Raw genomic sequence first — 18,500 nt, forward strand, 5'->3', positions numbered from 1 at the left:
AAAAGGGTTAGAGAAAGCTTAGAATAAAAACCCTATGGACCCTGAAACCAGTTCAGGGAGACGAAAGGTTATACCGAGGGGTCATACAGAAGGATCTATTGAACTCACACCTTTGTCCTCCTGACGCAGGTCAGGATCCAAAACACTCATGCTTGTTGGCTTTTATTATTCTGATATTTTTTAGTGTGCTCCCTGTTTTCTTCCTGACGAAGGTCAGGAGTTATCAGCAATAAACTCCTTAATAAAACACTGCTTCACTAAAATATTTGTATAGCCCTATTTCGCTGAATCATTTGAGCGTTTCCTTATTTCAACATCCTAATCTACTACGTGGGCTTGTCATTAAACCAGTATATTGGGACGATATAAGTGTGCTTCTCAGAGATATTCACGTTATGATATTTTTTAATCTTACTGAAAGGGGTTGGTGTGTCTTACTACATGTTGTTTTTGCTTTTCACCTTCGCTTTATTTGGGGTTTCGGCAACTTATTTTGCGCGTTTTATATATTATTATTGGGTAAAGAGAGAGGTGAGGCCGGTATACATCTGGCGAGCAGGTGGGTGCGCCCTACTAATTGTTCTATTATCATTTGTAGGGCAGTTTTTCGTATAATTATTTGATAGTAAAAGCTTTGCATTGGTTATCAATACAGAGCGCTTGAATAGGCAAAACTTGCTTACAAACATCAACTTGAGTTTGTTGTTGGTTGAGAATTTTTTCTTTCATTGTAACTTGTTCAGCGAGCTTTTCTACCTGTTCTTCATCTACACTTTTAGTTGAGTATACGAGATATTTGCTAGGCCCCCCACATGCCGCGCGTTCGCCCACGCTGAGTACTTTACATTGAAAACTTGCATTACAGGATGTGTCTTCAATTAATTCAGACAAACTTTGAGTCGGTACATTATTGGATGATGTGAGCATGGGTGTACTGATACAGCCACCCAGTAATAAAATAGTAATTGAGCAAATAATGGCTCTCATCATGACTCCTTAGTATGTGGCTTGTGCATTACCCTGTATTTTAACACATTTATTTTCAACACATTGTGTACTGGGCTGTGTTAAATGCTGACAAATGCTAACCATACGGTTTTTAGCATTATACTGGCTTTCTAATACAGTAATAGAGTCAGCTAACTTTTTAACGGTTTGTACATCGGCTGATCGCGTTGAAAAGGTTACGTAGCTGCTTGGTCCACCACACGCACGGCTTCCCACAGCAATTACTTGACACTGCATGCTGGTGTCACATCCTTTGTCCTTGGTCATGTCTTTAAGCTTGTTTCTGGCTGCACTTAGCGTGTTTTTTGGTGCTTGCGGGATAACGTCTACAGGGTTGTGATATTTTGCTTGGATATCAACTTTGACAGGTGCTTGGGTATCAACTTTGACAGGTGCTTGGGTATCAACTTTGACAGGTGCTTGGGTCGCATCTTGTGTAGATAGGGAAGCGCTAGGAGCGCACCCTGCGATCATGATTGGCAGTAGTGCAGAGATAAATAATTGATGCATAGATGAAACGTCCTGAGTTGTTTTTTAACCCAGTGTGCCCGTGTTTGAGCGATGATACAAGCCCATTGGCTCAGCTACCAGCTGAGCCAATGGCTGCTCATGGTTATAAGCCACCTTGGGTGAGTTTATTTGGGTCGAGTAATTGCGTCAGTTCTTCAATTGATAGCTCAGTATGCTCACTGGCTACATCGATAATTGGGCGGCCTTCTTTGTATGCAAGTTTAGCGATTTGTGCGGCTTTTTCATATCCGATCACCGGATTAAGTGCTGTGACCAATATTGGGTTTTTGGCGAGTGCTTTTTGAATGTTTTGTTCAGATACGTTAAAGCTGGCAATGGCTTTATCTGCTAATAATCGACTGACATTGGATAAAATTTCGATGCTTTCTAAAATGTTGTGAGCAATAACAGGTAGCATAACGTTCAGTTCAAAGTTACCAGATTGGCCAGCGACGGTGATCGTTGCATCATTACCGATGACTTGCGCACTGACCATGGCCGTTGCTTCTGGTATCACAGGGTTTACTTTACCCGGCATAATAGAAGACCCTGGTTGCAGCGCTTCAAGCTCAATTTCACCAAGACCAGCCAAGGGACCAGAATTCATCCAGCGTAAATCATTGGCGATTTTCATATTGGCGACGGCTAATGTTTTAAGCTGGCCTGATAAAGTAACAATGGCATCTTGCGAGCCTATGGTATAGAAAAAGTTTTGGCTTGCTGAAAACCTGATCCCCACGTTGCTGCTTAAGAATTGATTAAATAGATTAGCAAATTTAGGGTCAGCATTCACACCAGTACCTACAGCTGTGCCACCCTGTGCAAGCTCAAAGACTTTTTCAACACTGTGTAAGATACCTTGATATGCACTATCAATTTGGTGTTGCCACCCACTGAGACTTTGTGCAAATGTCACCGGCATAGCATCCATTAGGTGAGTTCTACCCGTCTTAACATGATGGCCGACGCTCGCTGACTTTTGTTCGATCGTGTGTGATAAATGTTTTAACGCGGGTAGCAAGTCATAAATGACGGCGATGGCACTGCTCACGTGAATGGCTGTCGGGATAACGTCATTGGAGCTTTGACCCATATTGACGTGATCATTAGGGTGAACTTGCAGACCACTTTGTGCAGAAGCCAGTGTGGCAATGACTTCGTTCGCATTCATGTTTGAGCTGGTACCTGAACCTGTTTGGAATACATCGACAGGGAAATGCTCAAGATGCTCGCCATCAATAATACTTTGTGCAGCACTAATGATTGCTTTGGCAATATTAGCATCTAAATGGCCGAGTTCAGCATTTGCTTCTGCTGCGGCTTGCTTGATATATGCCAATGAACGAATGAATGCCTCAGGCATCGTAAGTTTACTTACAGTGAAGTTGTTCACAGCCCTTTGTGTTTGTGCTTGGTATAATGCTGTTTCAGGTACGTCAAGTGTACCCATGCTATCGGAAGCTTGGCGAAAGGTGGTCATTGGGACTCCTATGAATACGGGTTAAAGGCATGGCTAATGACGCGCGCTTCATACTCTATTTTTAGGAAGCGTGCTTTGCCATGCGGCATTGATTTATAAAAACGTTTCAAGGCTAATAAAGGTTTGTATAACTGATCTTGGCATTGCTGGCGCAACGCATTATGTACTAGCGGGTCTGCGATATTATGCAGCAACTCATCAAAGGTGCGTTTGAGGTAAAACTCTTGTAATAAAGTACATTTATTGCATCCATACCATTTTGCAAGCGTAATGCCAGCATCAATAAATTGAGCAACAACCATGGGAGCTTCTAGCTGCGGACGTTTACAATTTGTCGCGAGTTTTGGTGAGTAAGCACTGACAGCATGATGGGGATGCATAGCAAAACCCTTTTAGTGTAACGATAACTATTATCATTACACTAAAAGGGTTTCTGCGCAATAGCTGCGTGTTGATAGGCATATTTAAATGGCCTTATATGGGTTAGTTATACCCTAATATAAATGTGAAGGCGGTGGTGGGTGCATCTTCTTGTTCTGTCGGCGTGAGCATATCTTGCACTTCTTTACGGTACTCTTCACTAGTTGTGAATAAATTGTCTTCATGAGTGCCTACTAATGCGGTTTCGGTTATTGGCATGTGGGTAATCGTTGAAATAAACATAATGTGTGTCCTGTCGTTTTCTGTTAATAATACATAGTAGATAAAGCAGTGACCGTGCCAATAATAAATAGTTATATAAAACAAGTTCTTATGATTTTTGTGAAGTATGAGCTTGCAATTTGCGAAACAGATTGCATCAATATAAAGCAGTAATGGATTAAATAGGTGCAATGATGATAGTAGATAAACCATTTTCTCAAGCGTGTGAGAATAACAAGGGGCCAATATTAAAGGTGCTGGCTCCCTTGCTACGGGATTATGATCAAGTATTGGAAATCGGTTCTGGTACAGGTCAGCATGGCGTGTATTTTGCGCAAGCTTTGCCTCACGTGCAATGGTTGGCGAGTGATCGTAGTATTAACCATGCAGGGATATTAAGCTGGCAACAAGATGCACAGTTAGAAAACTTGCACCCTCCCATGTTGCTGGACTTAAATGATGCATGGCCAATCGAAAGCGTGCCGGTGATATATAGTGCCAATACATTACATATTGTGAGTAAGGCATTAGTAGAGCGCTTTTTTGCTGGCGTCAAAAAGCACCTAAGAAAAAATGGCCTACTGGTGATCTATGGGCCATTTAATTATGCAGGGCAATTCACCAGTGACAGCAATGCTGCGTTTCATCAGCATTTACAGCAGCGAGATCCGCTGAGTGGGATCCGAGATAGTGAATGGATCAGTGAGTTAGCCCGTCAAAGCGAGCTAAGCTTGCAAGCCGATCACGCAATGCCAGCTAATAACCGACTACTTATTTTTAAACGGTAGTTGCGCCATACATTGTTCAGCATACTGAGCTATATGAATGCGCTCTCTGGCAATAAAGTCGGTGATTGCGTTGGCAAACATCGGATCTGCAATTTGGTGTGCTGAATATGTGGTGACGGGTTCAAACCCCCTCGCTAATTTATGCTCACCTTGCGCGCCGGCATCAAATCGTGCGATCTGATTTTTGATAGCAAAATCAATCCCTCGGTAATAGCACAACTCAAAATGTAAATGTTGGTATTCGGCCAGAGATCCCCAATATCGTCCATAAAGTGTATCGTCGTTGCTCAAATAGAGACTGGCGGCGACGAGGGTATCAGTATCATAGGCGATGCATAAATGTATGCTTTTTTGCATGGTACGCTGTATTTCGTCAAAGAATGCCCAATTAAGATACCCATGGTGACCGGAGCGTTTTAAGTAGGTTTGTTGATAGCAGCTAAAAAACCCGCGCATATGTTCGGTTGTGATCTCATCACCACTTAACCAAATGATACTGAGCGCAGTGGCTGATACTTGGCTACGCTCTTTTTTAATCATTTTTCGTTTGCGTGCGGTCATGGTTGCCAAAAAGTCATCAAAGCAGCGAAAGCTTTTATTTTGCCAATGAAATTGTACAGCATGGCGAACCATCATAGAGTCACTAAAGTGTTCAGCTTGAGTGAGAAAATTAATGTGGGTGCTCGACCATTGCTTACTTAGCATCTCTTGTTGTAATACATGTTGGATATAAGCTGAAAGTTCTGCTGTAAGCGCTTTTGTCAGGATGCGTGTGCCAGTGATGGGGGTGAAAGGGACACCTGATAACCACTTTGGGTAATACGCTAAACGATGGGCTTCATAGGCTTCTGCCCAAGACCAATCAAAGACATATTCGCCATATGAATGAGATTTGATATAGCCTGGTAGTATGGCTATTAAGGTGTCGTGTTGATAAATCGCTAAATGATGAGGCTGCCACCCAGTATCTGTGCTGGCACAAAGACTGTTTTCCAATGCCACCAACCACTCGTATTGGCAAAACAAATTCTGTTGTGCAAGCATGTTCCATTGGTTTTTCCCAATGGTGGTAATTTGACTAATAAATTGATAACTAAACATAATTATAAGCAGTCACAGTGGTTAATTGGCCTTCATTGATATCGTCCTCTATCGTACGCGAGATAGCTTTTAAGTCCAAGAGAACGCATGGGTATGATCAACAATAGAGTGCTAAGCAAGCAGCCAGTTTGTCGCGTTCTAGTGGTTTTGCAAGGTGTTGATTAAACCCTACAGCCAGTGCGTGCGCTTTATCTTGGGGCATCACGTCGGCTGTGAGTGCAATTATGGGTAAGGTTTCGGCATCTTTGTATTGGCGGATCAATGTTGTCGCTTGATAGCCATCCATTACAGGCATCTGACAATCCATCAAAACTAAATCATATTTATCTAGCTCCACAGCATTAACAGCTTGTTGGCCGTTTTCAACAATGGTATGCGTTATGTGAAATGAATCAAGCATCGCCTTAATTACTAACTTATTAACGGCATTGTCCTCAGCGACCAAAATGTGTAGCTGCTTTAATTTCTCGGTATCAATAGTTAATTTTGGTTCCGCTGGAGCGCGGGCTGTATGGCACTGAATTTCAAGTATAAAGCAGCTGCCATTGTGCAATTGACTTTTCAGGGTAAGAGAACCGTGCATGAGTTCAGCGAGCTCTTTGGCAATGGTTAGCCCGAGACCTGTCCCTCCAAACTCTCGCGATGTGGAACTATCAGCTTGGCTGAATGCACTAAAAATAGTGTTATGTTGCGACTCATCAATGCCAATACCGGTATCTGTAATACTGAATCTAAGTTGTACATATGGTGTGGCTTCGTTGACTTCTAATTTTACAGTCACCCCACCATTTTGTGTAAACTTAACTGCATTACTGCAGAGGTTGAGTAGGATTTGCTCAATACGCATCTCATCCCCTTGCAACCAATACTCACTTTGCAAGTCGTGATTGATCTCCCATAAGATCCCTTTGCTACTGGCTGATGCGGAAAACATTGCATCGAGTCGCTTTAATAAAGTGTGCAACTCAAACGTATGGCAGTCCAGTTGTAAACGGTTAGACTCGATTTTAGCAATGTCTAATATGTCATTGACGAGGTTTAAAAGGGTTTTGGAAGCGGTACCAATACGATTGATATAGGTGTGTAGTTGTGTTGTATTTTGATTGTCAGCAGCCAGCGATGCAAACCCTATCACTGCATTGAGTGGGGTGCGTATTTCATGACTCATATTAGCTAAGAAACGACTTTTTGCTTGGTTGGCCTTATCTGATACTTGTTTTGCTTTTGCCAGTGAGCGAGTGCGCTTTGCGACTAATTCATTTAACGCATGATGTTGGTAGTTAAAGAGTAAAACGATAAAAACAATCAGCGCTGTGATAGTAAGCTGCAATATAAGTAAAAGTAATGTTTGTAGCTTGTTTTGATGGGTCGTGTGGATCTCTTTTACTGCAAGCTTCATCTGCCACTTTTGGCCTGAGATGTATAGAGGAACTGTCCAGCGTGCACTGTGATGGGTATTTGTGTGCTCAAAGTTTTGGTAAAAGGGTGTGTCATTCTTATCATCGTAAAATGCAATATCAAAGCGTTGTGCATTTGCTTGCTTGAGCACCTCCCCTAATAATGTATCGACCTGAATGACGCCGGTAGCATAACCGAGTAAGGTTTGCGCTTGACGCCCTGTATCTTGATAAACCGGAGACGCAAGTAAATAAGCGGGAGACGGTCTTGTTTCTTGCACAAGAAATATAATACGACTGGCTTGAGGTTGTAATGAGGTAAGCGCATTATTTAAAGCCGCTTGGCGCTCTTTTGTGGCATATACGTTGAGCCCAAGCGCGCCTAAATTGCTTGGCTGCGGAGAGATATACTTAACCACAACCATTGGGTCATTGGGTGTAAGCGGCTTGCCTTTTATATTGACTTGCGGGCCATAGAGATCTTCAAATTTTTTATTTAACGTAGTGGCTTTTGATTGCTCAATGTAAACATTCCATGAGAGTGCTCGAATAAAAGTATATTCAGCCCTGATAGTATTGCTGAATCCCATAAAGTCATGATGCGTAAAAGCAGGAGTTGATTGTAGTTGGTTTGCTAAGCTTTGGATGGCAAGCATGCTACGGTTTACATACCGGTAGATAATATGCTCGATAATTTTCACTTCTCTCTCTGCAGCAATGTTGGCATTTTTACTGTTATTTTGATTGTACAAGTAGGTGGTCATTGCCACTGAGCAAAATAGTACGGTACATGTTGCTAGTGTCCCCACCGCGTTATGGTTGGGCACCGGGTTTTTCAGAAGCGGATTGATCAAAATAAGGCAGATGGGTGAAAAGATAAGTACGCCAAGAGAATCCCCCAACCACCAAGCTAGCATGTTTTGCCAATGGTTAGAAAAACTATAATCAGGGTGATAAAAGCTCAGTGATAATACGCCAATATTGGCAGAAATCAGGTTGACAGAAATACCTAAAATTAAAACGAAATACAGTATATGTTTACGGCTCATTAAATAGAGCGGGTGGCCCAACCAGTTTCGCAAAATATACCCGCCTAACATAGCTTGAAAAACGGCCCCAGCGCCAATGATCAGTGTTTGGCATACCGTGATAAATGATAGCGTATGTAGCTGCCACCCATAGGCTGTGCTCCAATTAAACGTAAATGACGCGAGTAATAAACCAGGAATGAAGCGCCATCCCCAAATATATGTTGCGACTAAAGCAGCACCAGCAGGCAGCCATATAGGCAAGACTTGGTCTTGAAAGGCAAATGCAGTGAGGGCTTTACCTGAGGTAAAGTAGCCAATCACAAATAGGAGATAGCACAGCCAATTTTGCCAGTGATGCTTAAACGTTAGAGTCATAAAGTATACAAGTTGATGATAGCACTCATGAAGTATAGCTTCGTTCCTGACGGAAGGCACGGATGCAAGCAGATGTTTTTAGGCAGCTTTTAATGTAATTGCATGAATAAAACAGACTCTTAACGATGCTGTCTAAGACTTATTGTGAGAGAAAAAGGGTTGAGGTGAAAAATAGGCATAAAAAAACCGTTCAAAAAGAACGGTTTTTTTATAAGAAATGGCGGAGAAGGAGGGATTCGAACCCTCGATAGGGCTACAAACCCTATACTCCCTTAGCAGGGGAGCGCCTTCAGCCACTCGGCCACCTCTCCGGCGCAAAACTTTAAAATATGGCGGAGAGATAGGGATTTGAACCCTAGAAGGGCTACAAACCCTTGCCGGTTTTCAAGACCGGTGCTTTCGACCACTCAGCCATCTCTCCAGAGCCAACGATAATACTTAGCGAATGTGCTGCTGTAAACCACTTTTGAACTGTTTGGACAAAAATTAAACGTTTTTTGGGGTTTTATTTCAAAAAACAAGAAAAATGTCGTAAATTTATAGGGTTGGAGTAGGTTATTTAATCAGTGCTTAGTATTTTCTGGTCGCAGTATCCTGCTTTAAGAAAGTTATTTATAACGTGAAACAGCACTTAGGGCATACAGCTTGCCAATGCGGTTAAAAAAAGCCATCCAATCAAAAGGTATTTTTGTTGGTGCGGTGGTTTCTGGGTTAGTGTACGCAGTAGCAGAATTAAGCATAGTCAGTTCCTATTAAATCAGTGGTTATTTACAAAACAAGGCTATTTTGCGCGCATGTAGTTTAAATTTAAAGCAATAAAAATTACATGTTTTGACCTAATAAAACTAATGTATATTTATTTGTTGTGGTGGTTGTTTGTTGTGTTTTTGTGGTTTTATTCATTGCTCTGTGTGGTGCTTTTTTATTTTAAATTAGCTATATCAAATGTTTGTGGTATTTTTGTCGATGTTGCTTAGTTTTGTTTTGACTAATTATTCATATTAATTAATTTTATTATTTTTGGTGTTTTATGCTGGTGGTTGTTAAACCGTGTAGTTCTAAGAGTAGCCAATCACATGTGAAGTGGTTAAAAGTACAATTTGCGAAGAAAAATATTGCGAATGAGTGGTTTTTTACCTCAGGTAGGTTTGCAGAAGATGTGGCTCAGATACGCAACCAATGCGTTGGGCAAGCGACTGTTGTGGTCATCGGAGGAGACGGTACGTTGCATTTGGTGATTAATGCAACGATTGGGCAACCATGTAACTTAGCTTTGCTACCAGCAGGTACAGGCAATGACTTTGCGCGTCAGTTTAAGTTGTCGATAACACAGTGGCGAGATTCAGTGTTTAAAGGTACTGAACAAGCCATTGATGTGGGCGTGGTCAATGGACGGTATTTTATAAATATGCTGGGCATAGGTTTTAGTGCGCATGTGGTGAAAACAATGCAAACTCAGCAAAAACGGGGGCAGTTTAGCTATATTTGGGCTGGGTTATTAAATCTATTTAATTACCGTAATGTGCGTCTTGCAACGTCGAGCACACCGTTAAGATCAATGATGATGCTGCTTATCGCCAATGGGCAATACTTTGCTGCGGGCTTAAAGTGCGCACCAACGGCGCAGTATCAGAGCGGTGAACTCGTCAGTATGCACTTTTATGGTGAGTCGTTGCTAGCAAGGTTGAAAATATTTACTTATATGTTGTTTGCTCAGCACATACGTCTATCGAGTGTAGCGAAAACTGGGGGTACGCACTTTATGATACATACCGATGGCTTAGATATTGAGGCCGATGGCGAGATCATAGGTCAAACACCCGCAAAAGTTAGCTGTTGCCCTGGTGCAATACGCTTAAAACAGCCTGCTAATTGTCGTGTTGATATGCACGAAGTAGGTGAAAAATAAATGCCGCCATGTGCTGGCGGCATTTGAGCGAGAGCTTATTAAGTTCTCACTGGGGAAGCGGCTAAATGGGCTTTTAGCTTGTCAAAAGGAGTTAATACAATGGCATTGCCAAGCAAGACCAAACTGAACCCGACAAAGGTGTTGGCTTGCCATGTAAAACCTTCAAAGTAAGTACTCAAAAGTACGGCGACTAAAGGAAATAGTACGATGATGTAACTGGCTCGTTCAGGGCCAATATTTTTTAATAAAGAGAAGTAGCTGGCGAACGCGATAACGGTGCCGAACACAGCTAAATAGATCAGTGAGCTCCAATATTGCCAAGACGCATTGATGACGAATGTTTCTCCATTTAGGAGCGCGAAGACAGCGAGTAATACACTGCTATATAACATGCCCCAAGCATTGCCTTGCAATACACCTATACCTTTATTGGAATTACGAACACTTACCATATTGCCAAATGACGCGATCAGGGTACCCAATAGGGCAAGTCCTAGGCCGGCGATTGCACCGTTGCTCAGGTCAAACTGACTTAAATCATGCCAAAACAGGGCGACAATCCCAGCGACTCCGAATAGCGCGCCGCTATAAATTCTTTTTGCGATAGGCTTCCCAAAAAATAGCCGTGTATTGATGATATTAAATATGAGCAATAGTGAAAACGCGATAGAGGCCATTGCTGAATTTAAATATCCTTGTGCGTAATACAGCATTAAGTAGTTTAAGCCAAAATTACCCATGGCAAGTAAAATGAAAAAACCATGCGTTTTGAGATCAAAGTACATGGGCATACGTTTAAATAATACATACCCCCACATGCATAGAGCGGCTAGAGAAAAGCGCAAGCATAGAGAGACGATCTCATTGACAGTACCTAGCTGAAACTCAATGGCTAACCATGTAGAACCCCAAATTAATACTGTCATGATATAGAGCAACATGCTTTTCATTGTAATGTCCTTGAAGTTTGTAAGTGTAAACTAACTTTTAATTGAGAGCGGAAGATGTATTATTGTAGGTATTTATTCTGTATATGCTATATACAGAATAAATGAAAATTGACCTATACAGATGAATGCATTATGAGTTTTGTTATTTCGAAGCAGCACAAATCGTTTTTGTATGAACAAGTGATCACTCTTATCGATGATATGGTGTGTCAGGACATAATATGCCCGGGTGATAAACTGCCTTCGTTACGAGCAATGGCGGGTAAGCTCAATGTCAGTATTCCGACTGTGAAGCAAGCTTATCAAGTATTAGAAGCGCAAGGGAAAGTGCGAGCGCAAGAGAAATCGGGCTATTTTTTGCAGGCTGTTAATGCCAGTAACTCAATGCCTAAACGAGTCAAATTACCAAGCCAGCCGATTGTGGTAAACAAACAGCAGCTTATTGAACAAGTATATGATGCCATTCATCAGCCGAGCATTACGCCATTTGGCATTGCTAACCCAGTTATGGTTGCCAGCACAGAAAAAATACTGGCCAAGCTGATGCGACGAGTGATGCACAGTATGGGCGACAATATGCTGAGTTATGGTGCTATGGATGGACTAGACCGATTAAAGAAGCAGATAGTACACCGCTATTTGGACTTAGGGTTAGTGGTGAATACTGAAGAATTAGTGATCACAAATGGAGCACAAGAAGCGCTAGCAATTGCATTGCAGTGTGTTACTGAGGTGGGCGATGTAGTCGCTATTGAATCCCCTTGTTACTTTGGTATTGTGGAGTTGGTAGAAAGCCTCGGGCTGAAAGTGATTGAAATTCCAGTGTGTCCAGATGATGGTGTCTGGCTCTGTGACCTTGGCGAAGCATTACTCAAGCATGATATTAAAGCGTGTGTTTTTTCTACAAGTATAAATAACCCGTTAGGCTCGTTTATGCCAGATATACGCCGCAAGGCACTGGTGGAATTACTAGAGCAGCATCAGGTAACGCTTATCGAGGATGATGTATATGGAGACTTACACTTTACAGAACGTCGTGGTAAACCGGCTCAATGTTATACTTCAACGGGTAACGTCATCACCTGTGCGTCTTTTTCGAAAACTGCTGCACCAAGCTATCGTGTTGGCTGGATGGTCGCTGGTCCTTATATTGCTAAAGCGCGACGTTTGAAGCGTGCATTAAGTTGTTCTAGCTCATTGATGAATCAATTGGTACTTGCTGATTATTTGGCCAGTGGAGAATATGACCGCCATTTGAAGCTCATGCGCAAACGTTTATTGTTTAATAAAACACAGATGGTCACGGCATTACGTCGTTACTTTCCAAGCTCCGTTCGGCTGAGTGATCCGCAAGGGGGCTGTGTTATCTGGATTGATTTAGGTAGTGAGTATAGTGGGTCAAAACTGTTTCAATTGGCGATTGAGGAGGGGATCAGTATCACACCAGGCGTATTATTTAGTGCGGGTACGCAATATGAGTCATGCATTCGAATGAGCTATGGGTTAGTGTGGAATAACGATGTGGAGCAGGCGGTTGCTTTATTGGGCCAGCTTTTATCCAATGCAAAAAAATAGCCAGTGCTATACTGGCTATTTCGGTTGGGAGATAATTTTTTGATAGTAACAGAGCGCTAATTTAACTTTGTGTTAAATAAGGCGTAGCCTGAAAATTCAGGAATCGTTTGGCTCAGTTGTTGTTCTGTTTGGGCAATAGTCGCAAATTGCCCACATAATTGATCCGCTTGCGATTCAATAGCACGAGCTTGCATTTCTACTTTTTCTTCTATGGCTTGCCCTATATCTTTCATACGCTGTTCAAAACTACTCATGTCGCCGTTAGAGCTGGTCATTTCTGAGCCAATAGCCATTAATATACTGCCAATAGACTCCATCATAGCGCCTTGAACGGCGGATTCTATTTGCGCTTCAAACTGCTGGTCGAAGTTGCTGCCAAATTGGTCAAATGTTTGTTTACCCATCACAAAGGCACCGTCTTGGTAGAACGTATCATTAATTTCAATATGTAGTTCGTCGAGCACGACGCCGATAGAGTTAAGGCTACTTAACTCAAACGCGTTGCTTACTTCATTGAGTGCGACGCCAGCAATTTTTACACCTTCTAGCGCAATGTTGGCCACTTTGGGTAACTGCACTCTGAGTGAATCTGCATAGTCACGCATTGCATCTTGTTGTGTTGATGTGAGTGAGATCACTTCGCCATCTTTGGATACGTTACCTGAATCATTAATTGTCCATTGGCTTTGTTGTGCTGTGGTGATCTGCAACTGTTCTGGTGTGATCATCACATCGTTTTTAAATTCAACTTGGCATTCATCAGAATTAAATTGCAATGAGTGGTTACTGGTTGCAAATGCGCTTGAGCTTGTAATAAGTGCACTGAGGATAAGTAATTTTTTCATGGCTAAGCCTTTTTTATTTGCTGGGTTAGTATTTACCTATCAAGATAAATGCCAGTTTTATTCCCTTTATTTATCAGAGTTTTACGGTTTTATCTTGTGATATCAATAAAACTTAAATGGTAAAAAAAGCGAAAATTTGGTGAAGTTGACCATCTAAAGTTATAGATAAAAATTTTTTATGAAAACGATAAGAAACTCTCATTTTTCAGAATGACAATTACACGCTAAACAGTAAGAGGTGAACAGTCGTAAGTCACTTTACGAAAGTGCATGTACTGTTTTTGTAACGTGATTGGAGCAGGTTGTGGGTAAGACATATTCATACGATGGGCTTGATGATGATTTCACAAGTAATGAGTTTGATGAGTTAGAACGAAATCAGCATGATAAGCAAAAACGTAAAGTGAAGCGCAAGATTGAAGATTATCTTGAGCAAAAGCGCCTACGTAAAGACGTAGGTGATAGCGACTTTGATTACTTAGATTGAAGGGCGTACTAGTTGGCGATAAATTCAAAGGTAATAAAGCAGTGATGCTTTTTACCTTTGAGCGTTAGCGAGAACTTTTTCAATGTCTGAATTTAGCTTTTCTGGTTTCGTTATAGGTGAATAGCGTTTAATTGGCTGACCCATTCGATTGATTAAAAACTTGCTAAAGTTCCATTTGATCCGCTGTCCAAGTAGTCCCGGCAATTGGGCTTTTAAATAACTGTAGAGAGGATGGGTGTGTTCCCCGTTCACGTCGATTTTTTCCATCATGGTAAAATCAACACCGTAGTTAACCAAGCAGCCCTGCTGAATTTGCTCTGGGCTACCGGGTTCTTGTTTCCCGAATTGATTACAGGGAAAGCCAATGATCACTAGCCCTTGCGCTGCATATTGTTGATGGAGTGTTTGCAGCCCTTCATATTGTGGAGTTAAACCGCATTCGCTGGCTGTATTGACAATTAGCACTGCTTTGCCTTGTAAAGACGAAAAGTCGAATGGCTGGCCTTGTAAAGTAGTGGCAGTAAATTGATAAAAAGTATCCATAAAACACTCTCTTTTGTATTGTGTTATTATCAAACTACTCTAGCATACCCTTAATTAAAGTGTTCGAGTAAAAACTCAATCAATAAGCGTACTCGATATGGCATGAGATCTTTGCGTGGGTAAACCAACCAAGTAGCATTATCTTGAACTTGAAACTCTGGCAATAAGTAAACGAGTCGATTACTAGAGATAGACTCGGCAACAATATCTTGCGCTAAATGTGCAATGCCTAATCCCTGTTTGCACGCACTGAGAATTGCGTGTGGATTATTGCTACGCCAATTACCGGCTACTTTAACCTCTTCAACTTGCTGAGCAATATTAAACCGCCAGCGATTATTGATAGCAACTAAACAATTATGATTAACTAATTCATAGGGGTGGATGGGCTTGGAGGCGCTTTTTATATATTCTGGGCTTGCAACAAGGCTCATAGGGCGGTGACATAGTTTACGCGCGATGAGGTTTGAATCTTGTAGTCTGCCAAAACGAATGGCCAAGTCAAATCCCTCTTCCACTAAGTCAATATTGCGATTGTTAAAATCAAATTCAATGCTGACTTCGGGGTAGCGTTTTAAAAACTCGGCAACCACAGGGGCGATACTATTAGCAACAAAGTCACCGGCACCGCTGATACGAATTAACCCCTTCGGCTGTCTTTGAACGCCTTGAATATGATTCGTTGCATCGACTAATTCTTGCTGTATAACTTTGAGTTTCACGGCATATTCTCGACCACTATCTGTCAGATTTTGCGAACGCGTGGTGCGATGAATTAGTATGGTACCAAGGCGCTGTTCTAATTGCTGGATCTGCCGACTGACATGGGATGTTGATACATCTAGTGTATGTGCTGCTTTACTAAAGCTACCGTGTTCCACAACTGCAAGAAATACATCAAGACCTTGCCACATGCGATTACCCCTCTTAAAGTTTATAATTTAATTATATATGTTTTATTGTTGCTATGTGGCAAAAGTTATTTGTTGTTTTGTGGCTGTTTGTTTCGGGAGGCGGCGATTACACTAACCGCAATTAACCGGTGGCATTGGTCACCTATGGCGATTAGTGGAGTAAGTAAAGTAATGTTGAATTTTAGTTTTGTAAATCCGACTCAAATCCATTTTGGTGATCAACAAATTTTAGAGATCAAACACAGTATACCTAAAGGTGCTAAAGTGCTGGTGGTGTATGGTGGAGGCAGTATTAAAAAAAATGGTGTTTATGATCAGGTAGTTGAAGCCCTGAGTGATTTTGATTGGGGTGAGTTTGCTGGTATAGAACCTAATCCTAGTTATCAAACTTGTATGGAAGCTGTGGAACTTATCCAATCACAAAACTATGACTTCATTTTAGCTGTAGGCGGTGGATCTGTGATTGATGGGTGTAAATTTATTGCGGCTGCTGCGGTATTTGATGATGACCCTTGGGACATTCTTGCCAAGGGAGCACAAGTGAATGATGCACTGCCAATTGGTGTGGTGCTGACGTTGCCTGCTACTGGGTCTGAGTCTAATAGCTTTAGTGTTATCTCAAACGTTGAAACACAAGATAAACTGCCATTTGCCTCTGCTTTGGTACAACCTCAGTTTGCGGTTCTTGACCCAAATGTTATGCAATCTCTCCCGAAGCGTCAGCTTACGAATGGTATCGTCGATGCATTTGTTCATACTATGGAGCAATATTTAACCTACCCAGTAGATGCTAAAGTGCAAGATCGTTTTGCTGAAGGTTTGTTATTAACTTTAATTGAAGAAGGGCCCAAATTACTTGACGATGAAGTTAGCTATCAAACGCGTGCAAATGTTATGTGGTCTGCAACGATGGCGCTCAATGGCCTAATAGGTGCGGGGGTACCACAAGACTGGGCAACGCATATGATTGGGCATGAGATAACTGCGTTATATGGGTTAGATCATGCACAAACTTTAGCCATTGTTTTACCGCGTATGTTGGCACAGCAGCAGCGAGAAAAACGTGAGAAGCTATTACAATACGCGGAACGAGTCTTTGGCTTAGATACTACCGATCCAGAAAAGGCGATTTCAGAAGCTATCTCTTTAACTGAACAGTTCTTTCATCGGGTAAACATGCCTACGCGCTTTAGTGATCACGGTTTGGGTGAAGAAGTAGTACAACAGGTATGCGCTCAATTAGAGCGCCATGGGATGGTTGCATTGGGTGAGCATCAAGCTGTTACCCCTGATAAAAGTAAACATATTTTATTAGCCAGTTTATAATTATACAATTGTGAGCGGTGGCATATTATTGCGATTATTTGTGATATGCCACTTTGTCACTTGTGATCCAACTCGTATGAATGCTTTAGCTGATAAGGTAAGGCTTTTACCGCATATACTGATGCGTTGCTCTACATAGTTTGTCATACTCAAAGCAATTTAAAAATAACCAAATTAAGGCTAAGAGGGGCGTAATGGTTAAAGTTTGGGATGGTTTTATTAGAGGGTTTCATTGGTTGCTGGTGGTTGGCATTGTGGTTTTATATATCAGCGGTGATGAAGGATGGTTAGATTTACACTTTGTCACCGGCTATGTTCTTTTGGCACTGATGCTAACTCGCGTCATATGGGGAGTTTTTGGCAGTAGTACCGCTCGGCTCTCGGCATTGTTTCATTCACCGAAAGCGATTATAAGTGCTTTATTAAAAGACCAACCAGCTACAGGGCACAATCCGGCGGGGAGTGTGATGATATTAGTCTTTTTTACACTCATATTTATTCAGTTATTGAGTGGGTTAATGAGCAGTGACGACATTTTGGTTGAAGGGCCGTTGGTGCAGTATGTGCCATATGCGTGGGTTGAACTCGCAAATGACTTACATCGAGATAACATTGATCTGTTGCTCTTAGCAATTGGATTGCATATTAGTGCGATTATATTTTATAGGATAAAAGGGAAAAAACTGGTTAAGACGCTGATCACAGGGCATACCACAGATTCTGTAAGTAAACCGCATATGCGCTCTGGGAAATTAGCCTATATAGTGTTTATTGTTTTGGCAGCTTCGCTATTGCTTTTATGGGGTCAAGAGCCTCTTTTGGCTTTATGGAGCGTGGATTAATTATTGAATAAACGGTGTATTGGCACCGTTTTATCTTTTCAATCTTGCTAAGTATTAATCTTTAAAAGATTTATGGCAATCTTTACAGCCTTTAGCCCAGTTCCTAAATGCAGGTGTAATGATTTTCTTGTCGCCAGATTGTGCCGCAACGGCTAACGCTTGTGCATATTTTGCAAATTTTTGCGCTTTTTCATCAAATTTAGCGCGCTCACTCCAAACTGCTGCTAATGCGCCGGTATCACCTTTGTCTGAGCCTTTAGTAAATGCTTCCCATGGCATGCTTGACAATGTTGCTGCATTATTTGCGCGTTGTGCAAACTTCTGCGCATCAAAAGGTACCTTACCTTTAAGCATGTCACCCATATCACCAATTTGATAGCGGATCAGCTGGAATGCAGCTTTTCTATATTCAATAGCATCTTCTGGTGCTTCAAAGAGAGAATTTGCCGCTACATTAGCAGAAAGTGCACTCAATACAGCACCTATCATGATTAGTTTTTTCATATTTTGCCCCTTGTTTGGTATGACTTAATGTTTTACGTAAAAGCGTAAGAAAAGGCAAGTTGTATGCGTTAACCGATTGTATGGACCTTTATTAGGGTATTACAGCCCTTGATTTCAATTTAATGACAAGAACATTTACATTTTTTTACAATGGTAAGTCTATTTAAATCAGTTGTTTGGCTTTTATTTTTGCTTTGTTGTAAATGCTGGGTTTCTTTTGTTTGTATTTACTGTTGATTGTGTTGGTACTTTCACACTATATTAATGACCCTT

At 41.6% G+C, this 18,500-nt stretch carries 19 protein-coding genes and 2 tRNA genes; 6 read left to right on the forward strand and 15 right to left on the reverse strand.

The features are described from left to right. Positions 1-615 precede the first annotated feature (615 nt). The 5 genes from PCIT_RS17725 to PCIT_RS17745 form a co-directional block, all read right to left on the reverse strand. Entirely contained in the window at positions 616-987 is a 372-nt protein-coding gene (locus tag PCIT_RS17725) for a hypothetical protein (RefSeq protein ID WP_010367879.1), read from the reverse strand. Positions 988-996: 9 nt separating this feature from the next. Then, a complete protein-coding gene (locus tag PCIT_RS17730) occupies positions 997-1,518 on the reverse strand; it encodes a hypothetical protein (protein ID WP_010367878.1) in 522 nt (173 codons plus the stop codon). A 103-nt stretch (positions 1,519-1,621) separates the two neighbouring features. Then, positions 1,622-2,998 (reverse strand): class II fumarate hydratase, encoded by a 1,377-nt coding sequence (locus PCIT_RS17735; protein ID WP_010367877.1) that lies wholly within the window; start codon positions 2,996-2,998, stop codon positions 1,622-1,624. Between the two features lie 8 nt (positions 2,999-3,006). Continuing rightward, on the reverse strand, positions 3,007-3,378 hold the full coding sequence (locus PCIT_RS17740) for a hypothetical protein (RefSeq protein ID WP_010367876.1): 372 nt from the start codon (positions 3,376-3,378) through the stop codon (positions 3,007-3,009). A gap of 103 nt (positions 3,379-3,481) precedes the next feature. Continuing rightward, on the reverse strand, positions 3,482-3,661 hold the full coding sequence (locus PCIT_RS17745; RefSeq protein ID WP_040698507.1) for a hypothetical protein: 180 nt from the start codon (positions 3,659-3,661) through the stop codon (positions 3,482-3,484). 173 nt (positions 3,662-3,834) lie between these two features. Between PCIT_RS17745 and PCIT_RS17750 the strand changes: the two genes are divergently transcribed. Next, a complete protein-coding gene (locus tag PCIT_RS17750) occupies positions 3,835-4,428 on the forward strand; it encodes a DUF938 domain-containing protein (RefSeq protein ID WP_010367875.1) in 594 nt (197 codons plus the stop codon). Here PCIT_RS17750 and PCIT_RS17755 read toward each other — a convergent pair. The 5 genes from PCIT_RS17755 to PCIT_RS23250 all read right to left on the reverse strand — a co-directional run bounded on the left by PCIT_RS17755 (position 4,408) and on the right by PCIT_RS23250 (position 9,072). After that, positions 4,408-5,535 (reverse strand): GNAT family N-acetyltransferase, encoded by a 1,128-nt coding sequence (locus PCIT_RS17755; RefSeq protein WP_157592919.1) that lies wholly within the window; start codon positions 5,533-5,535, stop codon positions 4,408-4,410. The genes PCIT_RS17750 and PCIT_RS17755 overlap by 21 nt on opposite strands. A 91-nt stretch (positions 5,536-5,626) precedes the next feature. Next, complete coding sequence (locus tag PCIT_RS17760) at positions 5,627-8,332, reverse strand: ATP-binding protein (protein ID WP_010367873.1); 2,706 nt, start codon at positions 8,330-8,332, stop codon at positions 5,627-5,629. 218 nt (positions 8,333-8,550) lie between these two features. Next, positions 8,551-8,643: transfer RNA gene (locus tag PCIT_RS17765), tRNA-Ser, on the reverse strand. A 19-nt stretch (positions 8,644-8,662) separates the two neighbouring features. After that, positions 8,663-8,753 (reverse strand) — tRNA-Ser (locus tag PCIT_RS17770). A 187-nt stretch (positions 8,754-8,940) separates the two neighbouring features. Further along, positions 8,941-9,072 (reverse strand): hypothetical protein, encoded by a 132-nt coding sequence (locus PCIT_RS23250; protein WP_259386171.1) that lies wholly within the window; start codon positions 9,070-9,072, stop codon positions 8,941-8,943. A 290-nt stretch (positions 9,073-9,362) separates the two neighbouring features. Here PCIT_RS23250 and PCIT_RS17775 point away from each other — a divergent pair, with 290 nt between their 5' ends. Next, entirely contained in the window at positions 9,363-10,241 is an 879-nt protein-coding gene (locus tag PCIT_RS17775) for a diacylglycerol/lipid kinase family protein (protein WP_010367872.1), read from the forward strand. A gap of 38 nt (positions 10,242-10,279) precedes the next feature. On the opposite strand, the gene PCIT_RS17780 is transcribed toward PCIT_RS17775, so the two are convergent. Then, positions 10,280-11,191 (reverse strand): DMT family transporter, encoded by a 912-nt coding sequence (locus tag PCIT_RS17780; RefSeq protein WP_010367871.1) that lies wholly within the window; start codon positions 11,189-11,191, stop codon positions 10,280-10,282. 132 nt (positions 11,192-11,323) lie between these two features. On the opposite strand from PCIT_RS17780, the gene PCIT_RS17785 reads away from it, so the two are divergent. Next, the gene (locus tag PCIT_RS17785) at positions 11,324-12,766 is read left to right on the forward strand and encodes an aminotransferase-like domain-containing protein (protein ID WP_010367870.1); all 1,443 of its coding nucleotides are present in this window, start codon (positions 11,324-11,326) and stop codon (positions 12,764-12,766) included. Between the two features lie 56 nt (positions 12,767-12,822). On the opposite strand, the gene PCIT_RS17790 is transcribed toward PCIT_RS17785, so the two are convergent. Further along, complete coding sequence (locus tag PCIT_RS17790) at positions 12,823-13,611, reverse strand: DUF2884 family protein (RefSeq protein WP_010367869.1); 789 nt, start codon at positions 13,609-13,611, stop codon at positions 12,823-12,825. A 304-nt stretch (positions 13,612-13,915) separates the two neighbouring features. Here PCIT_RS17790 and PCIT_RS17795 point away from each other — a divergent pair, with 304 nt between their 5' ends. After that, positions 13,916-14,098, forward strand: a complete 183-nt coding sequence (locus tag PCIT_RS17795) for a PA3496 family putative envelope integrity protein (RefSeq protein WP_010367868.1) — start codon at positions 13,916-13,918, stop codon at positions 14,096-14,098. Between the two features lie 51 nt (positions 14,099-14,149). On the opposite strand, the gene PCIT_RS17800 is transcribed toward PCIT_RS17795, so the two are convergent. Beyond that, the gene (locus PCIT_RS17800; RefSeq protein ID WP_010367867.1) at positions 14,150-14,641 is read right to left on the reverse strand and encodes a glutathione peroxidase; all 492 of its coding nucleotides are present in this window, start codon (positions 14,639-14,641) and stop codon (positions 14,150-14,152) included. A gap of 50 nt (positions 14,642-14,691) precedes the next feature. Then, complete coding sequence (locus tag PCIT_RS17805) at positions 14,692-15,555, reverse strand: LysR family transcriptional regulator (protein ID WP_010367866.1); 864 nt, start codon at positions 15,553-15,555, stop codon at positions 14,692-14,694. Between the two features lie 171 nt (positions 15,556-15,726). Between PCIT_RS17805 and PCIT_RS17810 the strand changes: the two genes are divergently transcribed. Further along, positions 15,727-16,881, forward strand: a complete 1,155-nt coding sequence (locus PCIT_RS17810; RefSeq protein ID WP_010367865.1) for an iron-containing alcohol dehydrogenase — start codon at positions 15,727-15,729, stop codon at positions 16,879-16,881. Between the two features lie 194 nt (positions 16,882-17,075). Next, positions 17,076-17,723 (forward strand): cytochrome b/b6 domain-containing protein, encoded by a 648-nt coding sequence (locus tag PCIT_RS17815; RefSeq protein ID WP_010367864.1) that lies wholly within the window; start codon positions 17,076-17,078, stop codon positions 17,721-17,723. A 54-nt stretch (positions 17,724-17,777) separates the two neighbouring features. Here the strand turns inward: PCIT_RS17815 and PCIT_RS17820 are convergent, their stop codons facing one another. Beyond that, entirely contained in the window at positions 17,778-18,227 is a 450-nt protein-coding gene (locus PCIT_RS17820; protein ID WP_010367863.1) for a c-type cytochrome, read from the reverse strand. Between the last annotated feature and the right edge of the window lie 273 nt (positions 18,228-18,500).

This window comes from Pseudoalteromonas citrea (genome assembly GCF_000238375.3).
Lineage (GTDB): Bacteria > Pseudomonadota > Gammaproteobacteria > Enterobacterales > Alteromonadaceae > Pseudoalteromonas > Pseudoalteromonas citrea.

What these genes read in the sequence shown, in the direction of transcription:
- PCIT_RS17725 (WP_010367879.1), bottom strand. Translation starts at nt 987, where the DNA reads ATGAGAGCCATTATTTGCTCAATTACTATTTTATTACTGGGTGGCTGT.
- PCIT_RS17730 (WP_010367878.1), bottom strand. Translation starts at nt 1,518, where the DNA reads ATGCATCAATTATTTATCTCTGCACTACTGCCAATCATGATCGCAGGG.
- PCIT_RS17735 (WP_010367877.1), bottom strand. Translation starts at nt 2,998, where the DNA reads ATGACCACCTTTCGCCAAGCTTCCGATAGCATGGGTACACTTGACGTA.
- PCIT_RS17740 (WP_010367876.1), bottom strand. Translation starts at nt 3,378, where the DNA reads ATGCATCCCCATCATGCTGTCAGTGCTTACTCACCAAAACTCGCGACA.
- PCIT_RS17745 (WP_040698507.1), bottom strand. Translation starts at nt 3,661, where the DNA reads ATGTTTATTTCAACGATTACCCACATGCCAATAACCGAAACCGCATTA.
- PCIT_RS17750 (WP_010367875.1), top strand. Translation starts at nt 3,835, where the DNA reads ATGATAGTAGATAAACCATTTTCTCAAGCGTGTGAGAATAACAAGGGG.
- PCIT_RS17760 (WP_010367873.1), bottom strand. Translation starts at nt 8,332, where the DNA reads ATGACTCTAACGTTTAAGCATCACTGGCAAAATTGGCTGTGCTATCTC.
- PCIT_RS23250 (WP_259386171.1), bottom strand. Translation starts at nt 9,072, where the DNA reads ATGCTTAATTCTGCTACTGCGTACACTAACCCAGAAACCACCGCACCA.
- PCIT_RS17775 (WP_010367872.1), top strand. Translation starts at nt 9,363, where the DNA reads ATGCTGGTGGTTGTTAAACCGTGTAGTTCTAAGAGTAGCCAATCACAT.
- PCIT_RS17780 (WP_010367871.1), bottom strand. Translation starts at nt 11,191, where the DNA reads ATGAAAAGCATGTTGCTCTATATCATGACAGTATTAATTTGGGGTTCT.
- PCIT_RS17785 (WP_010367870.1), top strand. Translation starts at nt 11,324, where the DNA reads ATGAGTTTTGTTATTTCGAAGCAGCACAAATCGTTTTTGTATGAACAA.
- PCIT_RS17790 (WP_010367869.1), bottom strand. Translation starts at nt 13,611, where the DNA reads ATGAAAAAATTACTTATCCTCAGTGCACTTATTACAAGCTCAAGCGCA.
- PCIT_RS17800 (WP_010367867.1), bottom strand. Translation starts at nt 14,641, where the DNA reads ATGGATACTTTTTATCAATTTACTGCCACTACTTTACAAGGCCAGCCA.
- PCIT_RS17805 (WP_010367866.1), bottom strand. Translation starts at nt 15,555, where the DNA reads ATGTGGCAAGGTCTTGATGTATTTCTTGCAGTTGTGGAACACGGTAGC.
- PCIT_RS17810 (WP_010367865.1), top strand. Translation starts at nt 15,727, where the DNA reads ATGTTGAATTTTAGTTTTGTAAATCCGACTCAAATCCATTTTGGTGAT.
- PCIT_RS17815 (WP_010367864.1), top strand. Translation starts at nt 17,076, where the DNA reads ATGGTTAAAGTTTGGGATGGTTTTATTAGAGGGTTTCATTGGTTGCTG.
- PCIT_RS17820 (WP_010367863.1), bottom strand. Translation starts at nt 18,227, where the DNA reads ATGAAAAAACTAATCATGATAGGTGCTGTATTGAGTGCACTTTCTGCT.